Annotated in this window: 14 protein-coding genes; 9 read left to right on the top strand and 5 right to left on the bottom strand. The window is 63.5% G+C overall.

Annotation, left to right across the window (positions count from 1 at the left end):
* Positions 1-9: 9 nt before the first annotated feature.
* From E1809_RS10375 to sdhC, 4 genes are all read right to left on the bottom strand, one after another.
* Positions 10-792, bottom strand: coding sequence for a succinate dehydrogenase iron-sulfur subunit (locus tag E1809_RS10375; RefSeq protein WP_133204151.1), 783 nt, complete (start codon positions 790-792; stop codon positions 10-12).
* Positions 792-2,591 carry a succinate dehydrogenase flavoprotein subunit gene (sdhA, locus tag E1809_RS10370; RefSeq protein WP_133204150.1) on the bottom strand — a complete coding sequence of 600 codons (1,800 nt, stop codon included), beginning with the start codon at positions 2,589-2,591 and terminating at the stop codon, positions 792-794. The genes E1809_RS10375 and sdhA overlap by 1 nt, the downstream gene beginning before the upstream one ends.
* Positions 2,592-2,685: 94 nt before the next feature.
* Positions 2,686-3,165, bottom strand: coding sequence for a succinate dehydrogenase hydrophobic membrane anchor subunit (locus E1809_RS10365; protein ID WP_133204148.1), 480 nt, complete (start codon positions 3,163-3,165; stop codon positions 2,686-2,688).
* A gap of 3 nt (positions 3,166-3,168) precedes the next feature.
* Positions 3,169-3,549: a succinate dehydrogenase, cytochrome b556 subunit gene (gene sdhC / locus E1809_RS10360; protein WP_133204147.1), complete on the bottom strand. Its 381-nt coding sequence runs from the start codon at positions 3,547-3,549 to the stop codon at positions 3,169-3,171.
* A 238-nt stretch (positions 3,550-3,787) separates the two neighbouring features.
* Between sdhC and E1809_RS10355 the strand changes: the two genes are divergently transcribed.
* The 5 genes from E1809_RS10355 to E1809_RS10335 all read left to right on the top strand — a co-directional run bounded on the left by E1809_RS10355 (position 3,788) and on the right by E1809_RS10335 (position 8,204).
* Positions 3,788-4,921 (top strand): mannose-1-phosphate guanylyltransferase, encoded by a 1,134-nt coding sequence (locus E1809_RS10355; RefSeq protein WP_133204146.1) that lies wholly within the window; start codon positions 3,788-3,790, stop codon positions 4,919-4,921.
* Between the two features lie 70 nt (positions 4,922-4,991).
* A complete protein-coding gene (locus tag E1809_RS10350) occupies positions 4,992-6,191 on the top strand; it encodes an amidohydrolase (RefSeq protein ID WP_133204145.1) in 1,200 nt (399 codons plus the stop codon).
* Positions 6,192-6,274: 83 nt separating this feature from the next.
* Positions 6,275-6,709, top strand: a complete 435-nt coding sequence (locus E1809_RS10345) for a MarR family winged helix-turn-helix transcriptional regulator (protein ID WP_133204144.1) — start codon at positions 6,275-6,277, stop codon at positions 6,707-6,709.
* Between the two features lie 47 nt (positions 6,710-6,756).
* Entirely contained in the window at positions 6,757-7,188 is a 432-nt protein-coding gene (locus E1809_RS10340; protein WP_133204143.1) for an organic hydroperoxide resistance protein, read from the top strand.
* A complete protein-coding gene (locus E1809_RS10335) occupies positions 7,185-8,204 on the top strand; it encodes an NADP-dependent oxidoreductase (RefSeq protein ID WP_133204142.1) in 1,020 nt (339 codons plus the stop codon). Before E1809_RS10340 ends, E1809_RS10335 begins: the two co-directional genes overlap by 4 nt.
* Positions 8,205-8,380: 176 nt before the next feature.
* On the opposite strand, the gene ltrA is transcribed toward E1809_RS10335, so the two are convergent.
* Complete coding sequence (gene ltrA, locus E1809_RS10330; RefSeq protein WP_133204141.1) at positions 8,381-9,859, bottom strand: group II intron reverse transcriptase/maturase; 1,479 nt, start codon at positions 9,857-9,859, stop codon at positions 8,381-8,383.
* Positions 9,860-10,587: 728 nt separating this feature from the next.
* Between ltrA and E1809_RS10325 the strand changes: the two genes are divergently transcribed.
* The 4 genes from E1809_RS10325 (at position 10,588) to E1809_RS27060 (ending at position 16,271) form a co-directional block, all read left to right on the top strand.
* Positions 10,588-11,697 (top strand): BMP family lipoprotein, encoded by a 1,110-nt coding sequence (locus tag E1809_RS10325; protein WP_133204140.1) that lies wholly within the window; start codon positions 10,588-10,590, stop codon positions 11,695-11,697.
* Between the two features lie 173 nt (positions 11,698-11,870).
* Entirely contained in the window at positions 11,871-13,421 is a 1,551-nt protein-coding gene (locus E1809_RS10320; RefSeq protein WP_133204139.1) for an ABC transporter ATP-binding protein, read from the top strand.
* Entirely contained in the window at positions 13,414-14,766 is a 1,353-nt protein-coding gene (locus tag E1809_RS10315; RefSeq protein WP_235835543.1) for an ABC transporter permease, read from the top strand. Before E1809_RS10320 ends, E1809_RS10315 begins: the two co-directional genes overlap by 8 nt.
* Positions 14,763-16,271, top strand: coding sequence for an ABC transporter permease (locus E1809_RS27060; RefSeq protein WP_235835542.1), 1,509 nt, complete (start codon positions 14,763-14,765; stop codon positions 16,269-16,271). Before E1809_RS10315 ends, E1809_RS27060 begins: the two co-directional genes overlap by 4 nt.

The following is a 16,271-nucleotide window of genomic DNA, read 5'->3' as shown; positions in this document are numbered from 1 at the left end:
ATTCCGGGACTAGATCTTGCGGGCCAGGATGGCCTGCTTGACCTCGGCGATGGCCTGGGTCACCTGGATGCCGCGGGGGCAAGCCTCCGAGCAGTTGAAGGTGGTGCGGCAGCGCCACACGCCTTCCTTGTCGTTGAGGATCTCCAGGCGCATATCGCCGGCGTCGTCACGTGAATCGAAGATAAACCGGTGTGCGTTCACGATCGCGGCGGGGCCGAAGTACTGGCCATCCGTCCAGAAAACCGGGCAGGACGAGGTGCACGCGGCGCAAAGGATGCACTTGGTAGTGTCGTCGAAGCGCTCACGGTCCTCCACGGACTGCAGGCGTTCCTTGGTGGGCTCGTGGCCCTTGTTGATGAGGAACGGCATGACTTCGCGGAAGGACTGGAAGAACGGTTCCATGTCCACGATCAGGTCCTTCTCCACGGGGAGGCCCTTGATCGGTTCGACAGTGATGGGCTTGGACGTGTCCAGGTCCTTCAGCAGGGTTTTGCAGGCGAGGCGGTTGCGGCCGTTGATGCGCATTGCGTCGGAGCCGCACACGCCGTGGGCGCAAGAGCGGCGGAAGGACAGCGTACCGTCGATCTCCCACTTGACCTTGTGCAGGGCGTCCAGCACGCGGTCCGTGCCGTACATGGTCAGCTGGTGGTCTTGCCAGACGGCCTCTTCGGAGATCTCCGGGTTGTAGCGGCGAACGCGCAGGGTGATGTTGAAGGTGGGGATTTCCCCGCCTCCGCCGACGCCTGCAGGAAGCTCGATCTTTGAGGCCGGCTCAGCCATTTCGGCAGTCATTAGTACTTACGCTCCATTGGCTCGTAACGGGTAAAGATGACGGGCTTGGTCTCGAGACGGATGCCCGCTACGGATTCGGCTGACGATGCGGCGGTGACCGAGTTGTCCTTGTAAGCCATGGAGTGCTTCATGAACTTGACGTCGTCGCGGTCCGGGAAGTCCTCGCGGTAGTGGCCGCCGCGGGACTCTTCGCGGTGCAGCGCACCGACCGTCATGACCTTGGCCATGTCGAGGAGGAAGCCCAGTTCCACGGCTTCCAGCAGATCCAGGTTGAAGCGCTTGCCCTTGTCCTGGACAGCCACGTTCCTGTAGCGCGCTTCGAAATCAGCGAGGTCGTTGAGCACCCGCTCCAGGGATTCCCTGGTGCGGAACACCTGCATGTTGGCGTCCATGGTGTCCTGCAGTTCCTTGCGGATCTGGGCGACGCGTTCCGTTCCGGTGCCGTCCAGCAGGCCGGTCAGCATGGAACGGGTGAAGGCCTCGGGATCCTCCGGCAGTTCGACGAAGTCCGCCGTCTTGGAGTATTCCGCCGCAGCCACGCCGGCGCGCTTTCCAAAGACGTTGATGTCCAGGAGGGAGTTGGTGCCGAGGCGGTTGGAGCCATGCACCGAAACGCATGCAACCTCGCCTGCAGCGAACAGGCCGGGGACGACCGTGTCGTTGTCCTGCAGGACCTCAGTAGCGATGTTCGTCGGGATACCGCCCATGGCGTAGTGCGCGGTCGGGAACACCGGGACGGGCTCCGTGAACGGTTCCACGCCAAGGTAGGTGCGGGCGAACTCGGTGATGTCCGGAAGCTTGGCCTCGATGTGGGCCGGTTCCAGGTGGGTCAGGTCCAGGAGGACGTAGTCCTTGTTCGGGCCGCAGCCACGGCCTTCGCGGACTTCGTTGGCCATGGCACGGGCCACGATGTCACGGGGAGCGAGGTCCTTGATGGTGGGGGCGTAGCGCTCCATGAAGCGCTCACCTTCCGAGTTGCGCAGGATGGCACCTTCGCCACGCGCGCCTTCCGTCAGGAGGATGCCCAGGCCCGCGAGGCCGGTCGGGTGGAACTGGAAGAACTCCATGTCTTCCAGCGGGATGCCTCGGCGGAACGCGATGCCCATGCCGTCGCCTGTCAGCGTGTGGGCGTTGGACGTCGTCTTGAAGACCTTGCCCGCTCCGCCGGAAGCGAAGACCACGGACTTGGCCTGGAAGACGTGCAGTTCGCCGGAAGCGAGGTCGTAGGAAACAACCCCGGCAACGCGCTTCTGCTTGTACGGTGTCCCGTCTTCGCGCACTGCGTCCTCTTCGACGAGCAGCAGGTCCAGGACGTAGTACTCGTTGTAGAACTCAACGTTGTGCTTGACGCAGTTTTGGTACAGCGTCTGCAGGATCATGTGGCCCGTGCGGTCTGCCGCGTAGCAGGCACGGCGGACCGGAGCCTTGCCGTGGTCACGCGTGTGGCCACCGAAACGACGCTGGTCGATTCGGCCTTCGGGCGTGCGGTTGAAGGGCAGACCCATTTTTTCCAGGTCCAGCACGGCGTCGATGGCTTCCTTCGCCATGACCTCGGCCGCGTCCTGGTCAACGAGGTAGTCGCCACCCTTGATGGTGTCGAATGTGTGCCACTCCCAGTTGTCCTCTTCGACGTTGGCCAAAGCTGCACACATGCCGCCCTGGGCTGCGCCGGTGTGGGAACGGGTGGGGTAGAGCTTGGTCAGTACTGCGGTGCGTGCGCGCTGACCGGATTCGATCGCGGCGCGCATGCCGGCGCCGCCGGCACCGACAATAACGACGTCGTACTTATGGACCTGCATACCAGATGCTCTTTCTCTCTAAGTCAGATGGTCGGCGGAGCCTGCTCCGCGGGTTTGCGCCCCGTTGGCCAGGGCCGGGGGCGCTGCGGAGCCGCTACGGGGCCGGGCAGAAGCCGCCGGGCAGCTGGACGCCGTTGGCGACGGGGCACGGGTTGAAGGTGAAGATCACCAGGGTGCCGAGGATGACGATGACCACGGTCGCTGCGTAGAGGACTACCTTGAGCCAGAAGCGGGTGGCGTCCTTTTCGGCGTAGTCGTTGATGATGGTGCGGACGCCGTTGGTGCCGTGCAGCATGGCGAGCCACAGCATGGCCAGGTCCCAGAACTGCCAGAACGGATCGGCCCACTTGCCGGCGACGAAGCCGAAGTCGATGCCGTGGATGCCTTCGCCGACCATGAGGTTCACGAAGAGGTGGCCGAAGATCAGCACGACGAGGACTACGCCCGAGAGCCGCATGAAGAGCCATGCGAACATCTCGAAGTTGCCTTTGGAACCGGCTCCGCGGCGGTACTTCGGAGCGATCTTTCCACTGCCGACTTTCCCGCTGCGCGGGCTCTGGATATCAGTAGTCATGGATTAGTGGCCTCCCAATGCGAGGGACAGGTGGCGGATGGCGAATGCGACGAAGACGATCAGCCACAGCACCAGGACGGTCCACAGCATCTGGCGCTGGTACTTGGCACCCTTCTTCCAGAAGTCGATGGCGATGACGCGCAGGCCATTGAATGCGTGGAAGACGATTGCTGCGACAAGGCCCGTTTCGCCCAGGGCCATGAGGGGGTTCTTGTAGGCGCCGATGACGGCCGTGTAGGCCTCCGGGGACACACGCACCAATGAGGTGTCCAGCACATGGACCAACAAGAAGAAAAAGATCACTACACCGGTAATGCGGTGTCCAACCCAGGACCACATGCCTTCACGGCCGCGGTACAAGGTGCCAGCTGGTTTTGTCGGCACTGAATAAACCTTCCTGCAACACAGCGGCGCTGGCACGGGATCCATGCGGGGGGAACGCCAGCTGTGAGAGCACTCGTAGCTCAGCCTAAATCTAGGCTTCGCTCACAGCTTATTCAATTTAGCCGCTCCTTCTTGTAACGAGCTCGGCACTAATTGGCTGAATTCCGGCCTTTTTGCGGGCCGGATGAGACTAAGACCACAAAGCGGCAGTTGTGGCGTCGTCGGTTATTGTGTTGCGGTGAGTACAGACAATGCTGCAAGCCCTACATCGCCCTTGCGCCACTTCCACGCCGTCATTCCCGCGGGTGGAGTAGGTACGCGCCTGTGGCCCCTCTCGCGTGCAGCTGCGCCCAAGTTCCTGCACGACCTCACGGGGTCGGGAAGCACGCTTTTGCGCGCCACGTTCGATCGCCTCGAGCCCCTCGCCGGTAACCGCGTCCTTGTTGTTACCGGCGTCGCGCACCGTGCCGCCGTGTGCCGCCAGTTGCCGGAGGTCGGCGAAGACGAGCTCGTCCTCGAAAGTGAGCCGAAGGATTCGGGCGCGGCGATCGGCCTGGCCGCCGCCATCCTGCACCGCCGCAATCCCGATACCATCATGGGTTCCTTCGCCGCGGACCAGGTGATCAGCCCGGACAACCTCTTCCAAGACACCGTCCGTGAGGCCATCTACACCGCCGCAGCCGGAAAGATCGTCACGATCGGCATCAAGCCCACGCACCCTTCGACAGGCTTCGGCTACATCCGCACGGGCGACTCCTTGAATATCGACTCCGCGCCCAATGCGCACTCAGTGGTCGAATTCGTCGAAAAGCCGAGCGAAGTCATTGCGAAGAAGTACCTCGAAACCGGCGATTACGTCTGGAACGCCGGCATGTTCGTGGCTCCGGTTTCGCTCATGCTCAAGCATCTGGAGGCCAACCAGCCCACGCTGTTCGCCGGCCTCCAGGAGATCGCGGACGCCTGGGACACCCCGCAGCGCGACGAGGTCACTGCGCGCGTGTGGCCCACCCTGCCCAAGATCGCCATCGACTACGCCGTGGCTGAGCCTGCCGCGGCGGCCGGTGATGTCGCCGTCGTGCCCGGAACCTTCCGTTGGGACGACGTCGGAGACTTCGCGGCGATCGGCCGCCTCAACAGTGCTGGCGACGTCGACGAAGTGACGGTCCTTGGCGAAGGCGCACGCGTCTTTACCGAGAACGCAAGCGGCGTGGTGGTGTCCGACACGAAGCGCGTTATCGCGCTCATCGGCATCAAGGATGTGGTGATCGTGGACACGCCGGACGCGCTGCTCGTGACCACCAAGGAACATGCGCAACGGGTGAAGGGCGCGGTGGACGCGCTCAAGGCCAGTGGCGATACCGACGTCCTCTAGCCGACGGGGCAATCCGTAACCAATGGACCCCTTTCACTCATCGCGGGCCGCGGATGGCTAGAGTTGTGAGGTGCGCAATTTCACTACTGAAACCGAGCCCACTCCCGTAGTGGGGCCGTGGCTTGAAGACCTCCTGCCGGAACTCATCGAATTCCGGCGGGACCTGCATGCGCACCCCGAACTTTCGTTCAAGGAATTCCGCACCACGGACAAGCTGGTGGACAGGCTCGAGGCCGCTGGTCTGAAGCCGCGCCGGCTCGAAGGCTCGGGTCTGACCGTGGATGTTGGCGAGGGGCCGATTGCGACCGCCCTGCGCGGGGACATCGATGCCCTTCCCATCATCGAGGAAACCGGCCTGCCCTTCGCTTCGAAGAACCACGGCGTGACACACGCTTGCGGGCACGATATCCACACCACGAGCATGCTCGGAATCGCCTTGGTGCTGCACGCCATGCACCAGGAATCCCCGCTCGGCGGAACGGTCCGCATCATTTTCCAGCCCGCCGAGGAAACCATGCCGGGCGGCGCGTTGTCCTGCATCGAGCAGGGCGTGCTGCAGGGCGTTCCTCGGATCCTGGCGCTGCATTGCGATCCGCGGATCAATGTCGGCCAGATCGGTACCCGCATCGGTGCCATCACCTCGGCGTCGGACACCATCAAGATCGAACTGACCGGGCGCGGCGGCCACACGTCCCGCCCGCACCTGACCGAGGACCTCGTCTTCGCCCTCGCCCAGATCGCCATCAACGTTCCCGCTGTTTTGTCGCGGCGAGTGGATGTCCGCAGCGGCGTCTCGGTGGTGTGGGGCCAGATCGTGGCGGGTTCGGCACCGAACGCGATTCCTGCCAGCGGCTACATGGCCGGCACGATGCGTTGCCTGGATCGCGATGCGTGGCATAGCGCGGGGGAGTTGCTCGACGACGTTGTCCAGCAGGTCGCCGCGCCGTACGGGGTGGACGTCCATTTGGAGCACACCCGCGGAGTGCCGCCGGTGGTCAACTCGGAGCATGAGACGGCCCTGATCGAAGCCGCGGCACGTGCGGAACTCGGGGAACACGCCGTCGTCCTGACCCCGCAGTCAATGGGCGGCGAGGATTTCGCGTGGTTCCTGGCGGACTTGCCGGGTGCCATGATGCGTTTGGGAACCCACACTCCGGGCGGCGAGGAGTACGACCTCCACCGCGGCGATTTTGTGGTGGACGAGCGGGCCCTCGGCTTCGCAATCCAGGTCCTGGCCGCCTCGGCGCTCCGCACCATCCGCGACCTCTAGGACAAAGTCCCGAAACCAGCCGAACACCTAGGCTTTCGACAATTGAGTTGTGCACAATTTAATTGTTGGCTATCGTTATAGCCATGAGTGAAGCTCCCCGCCTCAACCGCCAGGTCTGTTTTGCCCTCTACTCGGCGTCGAAGGCCGCGACGGCGGTCTACCGGCCCGTGCTGGAAGGGCTGGGTCTGACGTACCCCCAGTACCTCGTGATGCTGGTGCTCTGGGAAGACGAACCCCGAAGCGTCAGGGAGTTGGGCGCCGAACTTGGCCTCGACTCAGGCACGTTGTCGCCGCTGCTCAAGAGGCTCGAGTCGCTCGGTTTCGTGGAGCGTCGGCGTTCGGCCGAGGACGAGCGGCGCGTCGAGGTCCACCTCACGGAGGCGGGAAATGCCCTCAGCGAGCAGGCGAAGGCTGTTCCCCAGCGGCTCGCCGACGCCGCCGGCTTGAGTGCCCATGAGTTGGCCCAGCTTCACGACACCCTGGAGCGCCTTACCGCGGCCCTCCATTCGGCCATCTAGCCGCCAAGCACCCAACGGACATAAAACCCAACGAACAGGAAGCAATTGTGAAGACTCTCTACACAGCCGAGGCCCTGGCGTCCGGCGAAGGCCGTGACGGCAACGCCCGCACCAAGGACGGCAAGCTCGATGTGGTCCTCGCCAGCCCGGTGGAGCTGGGCGGAAACGGCCAAGGCACCAACCCCGAGCAATTGTTCGCCGCAGGCTACGCGGCCTGCTTCCATTCCGCCCTTCGCCTGGTGGGCCGCAAGGCCCGCGTGGACCTGAGCGATTCCGCCGTGGCTGCGAAGATCCACTTCGGCGCTCTGGACGAGGGCGAAGGCTATGGCCTCGCGGCCGAGTTGGAGATTGCCTTGCCTGCTTTGGACCGGGAGACCGCTGAACAGCTCGTTGCGAAGGCCCACCGAATCTGCCCCTATTCGAACGCCACCCGCGGCAATATTCGCGTGGATATCACGCTGGTGGAGGTGGCCGCATGAGCGCTGCGCTTCCCCTCCGCACCCGCGAAATCCAGCTCGCCTCGCGCCCGCACGGGCGTCCCGTCCCGGAGAACTTCCGGCTTGCGGAGACTGCGTTGCCGGATTTGCAGGACGGCCAGATCCTCGTCCGGAACGAATTCATGTCGGTTGATCCTTACATGCGCGGCCGCATGAACGACGCGAAATCGTACTCGGCGCCCTTCCGCTTGGACGCAGCGCTCGACGGCGGTGCGGTAGGTGAGGTGATCGCGTCCCGTTCTGCGGCGCACAAGGTGGGTGACGTCGTGGTGCACCAGCTCGGGTGGCGGGAATTCTCCGTGGTTGACGCGGCCGCGGCGACGCCGGTACCGGCCGGGCTCGCACCGGCGTCGGCGTTCCTTGGGGCGCTCGGCATGACCGGGCTGACGGCGTATGCCGGGCTGCTCAAAGTGGCCGAATTCAAGCCCGGCGATGCTGTCTTCGTGTCCGGCGCGGCCGGGGCTGTCGGGTCGATCGTGGGCCAAATTGCCAAGGCCATGGGTGCGTCGAAGGTGATCGGCAGCGCCGGATCCGCCGAAAAAGTGGCGCGCTTGCTGGAACTCGGCTTCGACGCCGCTTTCGATTACCACAACGGTCCTGTGGTCGATCAACTGCGGGAGGCTGCAGGGGAGCGGGGCATCGACGTGTACTTCGACAACGTGGGCGGCGAACACCTTGAGGCTGCCCTGTCGGTCCTCACGGTCGGCGGACGCGTGGCGATGTGCGGCGCCATTTCGCAATATAACTCGACGGCGCCCACCGCAGCTCCCCGCAACCTCGCTGTGGCGATCGGGAAGCAGTTGACGTTGCGCGGCTTCCTCGTCGGCGGGCAGCGTCAGCATGCCGCCGAGTTCTCAACGCGGATGGCGGGATGGCTGGCTGACGGAACCGTCCGTTACGACGAAACGATCGTTGACGGACTGGAGAACGCGCCGCAGGCCTTCATCGATCTCCTGGATGGCGCCAACACGGGCAAGATGCTGGTGAGGACCGGCTGAGGCAGGCTCCGCAGCGTCCCGGGAGCGGATAGTAGGCTGCGTTCCTGAAAGAACCCTGGTTGGGTCGGACCGCAGCGCCCTGCCGGGATTGCTCCCGGTGGGTTTCTGCGGCCCGCCCGCCGAACCCGGCGTGCGCCTCTCAACGCACCGGGCTCTCCACGTGTCTTGACCGCTGGTCAGCCGCTACTGGCGGCTGCCGGTTTGGTTGTCCAGGGGGCCGCGATGGTGCTGCCGCGGTAGCGGTAGCGGGTCACAGCGACGCTGGATGCGCCGGTGAACACGACCCCCGCATGGGCGATCCGCCATCCCCTGTCACAGAAACGACGGCGCACCTCCTTCATGCTGACCCGGCTCTTGCCCTTGTATTTCGTGCGTATCCAACTCACGATCCGCCACCACGCGTGGCTGTCGAGTTGCTGGAATACCCGCGAGGACACACCGTGCCGGAAGTACGTCGCCCATCCCCGCAACGTCCGGTTGAGACTGATAATCAACTCTCCCAGACTCATGTGCAGGGTCGACCTGCGCGTCTTGTGCCGTACCTTGTCCTTGGCCGACTGGACGGCCTTCTTCGAAGGTGTGGTGTAAACGCAGCGTTTCTGTGTTCCTCGTTTCCGTCGCCGATGGATATGAAAACCGAGGAAGTCGAAACCCTCGTCAATGTGGACCACACGGGTCTTCTCCGGCGACAGCCGCAACCCCATCGGGGCGAGCACCTCGGCCACCTCCTCCCGCAACGCCTCGGCGTGCCTGCGTTCTCCAGACACCATCACCACGAAGTCGTCCGCATAGCGGACAATCTTCCAGTTGCCGAGGCCATCGCGCTTGCGTTTGGCCCGCTGCTGGTCGGTTCCCATCTGTTCTCGCCGTTGCTCATCAAAGTGCTCATCCAACGTCGATAACGCGATGTTCGCCAGCAGCGGGGAGAGTATCCCGCCTTGTGGGGTGCCGCTCAGCGTTTCCTCGCGATGCCCGGCGGTCGTCATGACCCCGGCCTTCAAGAACGCCTTGACCAGCCCCAGAACCCGCTTGTCCTTGATCCGATGCCGTATCCGTTCCATCAACGGCGTGTGCCCTATTTCATCGAAACACGCCTGGATGTCGGCCTCCAGCACCCACTCATGCCAGTGACTGGCCAGAAAATGGATCTCGGCGATCGCGTCCTGGGCCCGGCGGTTAGGTCGAAACCCATACGAGCACGGTTTGAAGTCCGCCTCGAAAATGGGTTCCAACACCGCCTTGAGGCTCGCCTGGACCACCCGGTCCGCGACGGTGGGGATACCCAGCTTGCGGAGTTTCCCGCCCGCCTTCGGTATCTGCACCTGCCGCACTTCGACCGGCTCGAACTCGCCTGACTTCAGCAAGTCACGAACGCGGCCCAGGAAGGCCTCTACCCCAATCCGGGACTCGACCCAGGCCACCGTGGCCCGGTCCACCCCCGGCGTCCGCGCCCCGGCGTTGGAGGACACGCGTTTCCACGCGTGCACCAGAAACGCCGGGTCATAGACAAGGTTAAACAGGTCACCAAACTGGCGAAAGGAATCCTCCTTCGCCCAACGATGCAACTTGATCTGCATGCTTCGTACCGTCCAGAAAGCCGAATCAGCATCCGGCCACTGCACGGCGCCGGTATTCACCGGCGCTTCTTCGAACATTGCAACCTTTCGTTAACTGACACGCTGCCGCCCTTCCCCATGTGCGCGGGCTTTCCCCGGCCCGGAGTACTACGGCGGCTCCGCCCCACCCATAACCTTCGGCCGGCATCAGGCCCATCCATCTCCCCCTCCCTGGCCGGGAGCAGACAATGGAACGGTTACAGACGGTTCCCACGTTCACTGTCGTCCGATTGACGGGTTAGGCACCCGGCTCTACCCCTGCGGCATCGCCACGGCTACGCCGTAGACTTTCACCGTGGCCTCCTGGCCGCGAAGAGCAAGCCGGACCAGGAGTCCCCCGCCCGAAATGAGGGGCGGGCGTGCACCGCATACCAGCCCACATCCACCGGGTTGGAGCTGGCGTTGCCTGAAGAGGCGTAACGACACCGGTTCCTCTCGTATACCTTCCCGTCTCGCTCACCGGGCCCGACCCATCCGGCAGTCCTGAATCGGCCCGACTTTGTCGAGGCTGCTCCCACCGGTTCTCGGTGATCCCCGAGAACGGCTGCCTCCAGCTTCACCCCACCGCTACGACGGCGAAGCGACGAAGGTCTCCCACCTCCATTCGGAACAACAGCGCCTCGTGGCGCACTACTGATTGGTAACAAAAGCTCAACAATCTTCGGATTGTTGGGCTTTTGTGTTAGCGGGGTGTGTTCAATCCCACTAGTGTGGTGCCCAGCTTGACCATCTGTCGTAGCATCAATCACTTTCTTCCTGGAGGAAAATTGAAGCAGTCACTCCGCGCCAACCTGAAGCGCGGTTCATTTGCGGGCGTCGCAACAGCCGGCGCCGCTGCCCTTTTGCTGGCAGGCTGCGGGGCCGCGCCCTCCGCGTCCAGCTCCGGGAGTGCCACGAAGTCCGACTACACCGCGTGCATGGTGTCCGACTCCGGCGGCTTCGACGACAAGTCGTTCAACCAGTCGGGATTCGAAGGCCTCCAAGCGGCAGCCAAGGACCTTTCCATCCAGGAGAAGCACGTCCAGTCCAAGGCAGACACGGACTACGATCCCAACCTTCGCTCGATGGTCCAGCAGGGCTGCAAGCTGACCGTCACGGTCGGCTTCCTCCTCGGCGACGCGACCAAGAACATCGCAACGGCCAATCCGAACAGCCACTTCGCCATCATCGACTACTCCGACCCCACGTTCCCGAAGAACGTCAAGCCGATCGTGTATGACACGGCCCAGGCCGCATTCCTGGCCGGCTACCTGGCTGCGGGGACTTCCAAGACCGGCAAGGTGGCAACCTTCGGCGGCCTCAACATCCCTACGGTGACCATTTTCATGGACGGCTTCTCCGATGGCGTGAAGTACTACAACCAGAAGAAGGGCAAGTCCGTCCAGTTGCTCGGCTGGGACAAGGACAAGCAGGACGGCACCTTTGTTGGCGACTTCAAGCAGATCGACAAGGGCAAGGTCCTCACCCAAGGCTTCCTCGACCAGGGAGCCGATATCGTCCTTCCCGTCGCCGGACCCGTAGGCGCCGGCGCCGGAAGCGCGATCCTCGACGCCAAGTCCAAGGGCACGGACGCCAAGCTGATCTGGGTTGACTCGGACGGCTACCTGACCGCGACCGAATACAAGTCAGTCATCCTGACCTCCGTCCAGAAGACCATGGCAACCGCCGTCGAGTCCGTCATCAAGGACGACAAGGACGGCAAGTTCGACCCCAGCCCCTACATCGGCACGCTGGACAACGGCGGCGTGGCACTTGCTCCGTTCCACGACCTCGACTCTGCCGTTTCCGCGGACATGAAGAGCGACCTCGACCAGCTGAAGAAGGACATCATCTCCGGCGCGGTCAAGGTTGAATCGAAGTCCAGCCCCAAGCAATAGGTCCAAAGACCACTCCGGGCGAACCCGAGGCGCGCTGCCCTTCAGCCGGGTTACGGCGGAGGGCAGCGCGTTCTGCTTTGCCTCCATTACTGCTCTTCGACACTCTCCGGCCGCGCACTATGCTGGGAGCACGGCGATGACGAGGAGCCATCCTTCATAGATGGGTTGGGGTTTTGAAACTCGAACTTAAAGGGATCACGAAGCGCTTCGGATCCCTCGTAGCCAATGATCACATCGACCTCGTGGTGGAACCCGGCCAAGTCCATTGCCTCCTGGGCGAAAACGGCGCCGGAAAATCCACCCTCATGAACGTCCTCTACGGACTCTACGATCCCAGCGACGGCGAAATCCTGGTGAACGGCAAACCCGTGGTCTTCAAGGGACCCGGAGATGCCATGGCAGCGGGAATCGGAATGGTGCACCAGCACTTCATGCTGATTGCGGTGTTCACGGTGGCGGAAAACGTCGCGCTGGGCAACGAGGCCACCAAGGCCGCCGGTTTCCTGAACCTCGACGAAACCCGGCGCAAGATCCAGGCGATCTCGGAGCAATACGGATTCGACGTGGACCCGGACGCCATGGTGGAAGACCTGCCTGTGGGTGTCCAGCAACGGGTGGAGATCATCAAAGCACTCGTCCGGGATGCGGAAGTCCTCATCCTCGACGAGCCCACCGCCGTACTTACGCCGCAGGAAACCGACGAGCTCCTGGCCATCATCCGCCAGCTCAAGGCCGACGGAAAATCTATTGTCTTCATTTCGCACAAGCTGCGCGAGGTCAAGGAAATTTCGGACACCATCACCGTGATCCGCCGTGGCAAGGTGGTCGGTTCGGCCGATCCCTCGGCTTCCCCCACCGAACTCGCCTCCGCCATGGTGGGCAGGTCGGTCAGCCTTACCTTGGAAAAGAAGCCGGCAGAGCCCGGCGACGCGACCTTCAAAGTCCGTGACCTCGTAGTGGTGGACCAGAACGGCCAACACGTCGTGGACGGGCTGAGTTTCGATATTTCCCAAGGCGAAGTGCTTGCTATCGCCGGTGTCCAAGGAAACGGCCAGACCGAACTCACGGAAGCCGTCCTTGGAGTCCAGCCGCACGTCACGGGCTCCATCACCCTCGACGGCGTTGAACTCCTCGGCAAGAGCGTCAAGCAGGTCCTGTCCGCCGGCGTCGGGTTCGTTCCTGAAGACCGGAAGGTCGACGGCCTGGTGGGGACCTTCTCGATCTCCGAGAACATGGTCCTGGACCTGTATGACAAGGCACCTTTCGCCAAGGGAATCGGCATGAAGCCGGCACAGATCGCCTCCCACGCAGAGCAAAAGGTCGAGGAGTTCGACGTCAGGACGCCGTCGATCAACGCGGCAGTAGGCACGCTCTCCGGCGGCAACCAGCAAAAAGTGGTGCTCGCGAGGGAACTGTCGAGGCCTTTGCGGCTGTTCATCGCCTCGCAACCCACCCGGGGACTCGACGTCGGATCGATCGAATTCGTGCACAAACGGGTCATCGCCGAACGGGACAACGGAACACCGGTGATGATCGTTTCCACCGAGCTCGACGAAGTGCTTGAGCTCGCCGACCGGATCGCCGTCCTCTACCGCGGGAAGCTCGTGGGAATCGTCCCCGCGGGTACGTCGCGCGACGTTCTCGGCCTGATGATGGCGGGCGTCCCGGAGCACGAGGCAGAACTCACCGCCCAGAAGACCCACGAAGGAGGAACCCATGCCTGACGCCAAGACACCCCGTGACGAAGACGACGACGTCGCCACCGACGTCGCGCTCGATACCGCGGATGGTGCCATGGCACCTTCGCCGGTGCCGGCTTCCAGCCAGGGCGGCACCATCCCGCACGCGGCGGGCGGCTCGCTTTTCCGCCAGATCGTCACCGGGAACGCCATGGTTTCGGTGCTGTCAGTGCTTCTCGCCATTGTGCTGGGCGGCATCCTGATGGCGGTCACCAACCCCAGGGTGGCGGAGACCGCAGGCTATTTCTTCGCGCGGCCGGGGGACATGCTCAGTGAGGTCTTCAAGCCCTACGTGGCATTGGTGCAAGGCTCGCTGTTCAATTGGGCCGGAGCGGACACGGCTGCCCAGCTGTACCCGATCACTGAGACCCTGACGGTCTCTACGCCTTTGATCTTTGCCGGGCTCGGAGTGGCCTTGGCTTTCCGGGCCGGACTTTTCAACATCGGCGCCCAAGGCCAGATCATCTTCGGCGCCCTCTTCGGGGCCTATGTGGGCTTCACCTGGCATCTGCCGTTCCTGCTCCACCTTGTGGTGGTGATCATTGCAGGACTGGTTGGCGGCGCCCTCTGGGGTGGCCTCGTGGGCCTCCTCAAGGCCCGGACCGGTGCCCATGAGGTCATCGTGACCATCATGTTGAACTACATCGCCAACTTCCTGTTGTTGTTCCTCCTGACCACCCCGGCATTCCAGCGCAAAGGCTCGACAAATCCGATCTCGCCCTTCCTGGACCAAACGGCACTGTTTCCGGAACTCCTCGGACCCCAGTTCAGGCTCCATGCCGGGTTCCTTGTCGCAGTGCTGGCAACGGTGTTCGTGTGGTGGCTCCTCAACCGTTCGACCCTCGGCTTCGAATTCCGGGCGGTGGGCGCCAACCAGAGCGCGGCCCGCACTGCGGGAATCAATGTTCCCCGGGCCGTGGTCCTGGTCATGGCGCTTGCTGGAGCGCTCGCCGGGCTGGCGGGTATCGCCCAAGTGTCGGGGACGGAAAAGTACCTCTCCGGAGGTGTCGCCGCGTCAATCGGCTTCGACGCCATTACGGTTGCCTTGCTTGGTCGGTCGACGCCGTGGGGGACGTTCTTCGCGGGGCTGCTCTTCGGTGCGTTCCGCGCCGGAGGCGTCGCCATGCAGGCACAGACCCAGACTCCGATCGACATCGTATTGGTCATTCAATCGCTGATCGTCTTGTTCATCGCGGCGCCGCCTCTCGTGCGGGCGATCTTCGGACTTAATCCGCGGAAAAAGAAGAACGCAACGGGCGGCCACGGCTCAGGAACCGGCTCAGGAGCAACGGCCGGCGGGAAAATCGAGAGCGGAGCGGCAACGGCATGAGCACCACAACTACCCAGTCCGGCAGCGGAGCTCCGGCCGGCAACAGCCCCGGGCACACCGGAAAACCTGGCGCGAGCAGGCTCGTGAGCTGGAAGGCCGGAATCGGATTGTCCTTGCTCGCAATCCTCGGAACCATACTGTTCGCCTTCATGGCCGGCCCGAAGTCGGCGGGCTTCGGCATCGCCGAGGCGTCGAATACCGGCGCGTCAACCCTCGCGGCGTGGATCACCCTGATCCTGGCCTTGGTGATTTCTGCCGGGCTTGGTTACCTGTGGTTCGTGCGTCGTTCGGGGACAGGTAGCGGATACGCAACGGTCCCGCGTTGGATTCCAGCATGTACCGTGGCGGCAGTCATCGCGCTGTGCTTGGCGGCGCTCGGGGTGGCCAAGGTTTCCAAGATCACGCTTGAATCCGGCCCGGTCGGCTGGATTTGCGCCGTGGTCCTCCTTGCCCTGGCCGGCTACTCGGTGTTCTTGACGCAAGCGAAGAAGACCACGCCCCGTTGGGTGGGCGGTGTCTTCGCCACTGTCTTCCTGGTCGGATTCCTGGTGTGGATCGTGGCCCACGGGAACGACGCCGAACCGGCGATTTCCCTCGCGGGCTTGATCGCGGGATCGGTGACTTTGGCCGTGCCGCTGGTTTTCGGTTCGCTCTCCGGCGTCCTGTGCGAACGCGTGGGCGTGGTCAACATCGCTATCGAAGGCCAACTCCTCCTGGGAGCGTTTTCGGCGGCGGTTGTGGCGACGGTAACCCACAACGTGTATGCCGGACTGGTTGCTGCGGCGGTTGCCGGGGCGCTGGTTTCGCTGGTGCTGGCAGTGGTCAGCATCAAGTACCTCGTCAACCAGATCATCGTGGGCGTGGTACTCAACGTCCTGATCAGTGGCCTGACGAGCTTCTTGTTCTCGACGCTCCTGACGGCGGACCCGGATGGCCTCAACAAGCCGGGACACCTTCCGCCAGTGGATGTCCCGTTCCTGTCCGATATCCCCATCATCGGTCCGATCCTGTTTCACCAGTCGCTGGTGGGCTACCTGATGTACATCGCCGTGATTGTGGTCTACCTTGGCTTGTTCCACACGAAGTGGGGCCTTCGCGTGAGGGCAGTCGGCGAGCACCCGCAAGCTGCCGACACCGTGGGCATCAACGTCAACCGGACCCGGTTCTGGAACGTGCTCATGGGCGGCGCGATCGCGGGCATCGGCGGTTCCTTCTTCACGTTGGTCTCCGTGGATGCGTTCAGCAAGGACATGTCCGGCGGCCGTGGATACATCGCCTTGGCAGCGTTGATCTTCGGCCGGTGGAATCCGATCGGTGCGTTCCTGGCGGCACTGCTGTTCGGGTTCGCTGACAACCTCCAGAGCGTCATCACCATCATCGGATCGCCCGTGCCCAGCCAGTTCATGGCGATGCTCCCGTACGCCCTGACGGTCTTCGCCGTCGCCGGCTTGGTCGGCAGGTCCCGGCCTCCCGCGGCCAGCGGCATACCGTACGTCAAGGGCTGA

It is taken from the genome of Arthrobacter terricola, assembly GCF_004354015.1.
GTDB lineage: Bacteria > Actinomycetota > Actinomycetes > Actinomycetales > Micrococcaceae > Arthrobacter > Arthrobacter terricola.
This window is presented reverse-complemented; position numbering and strand designations above follow the sequence as displayed.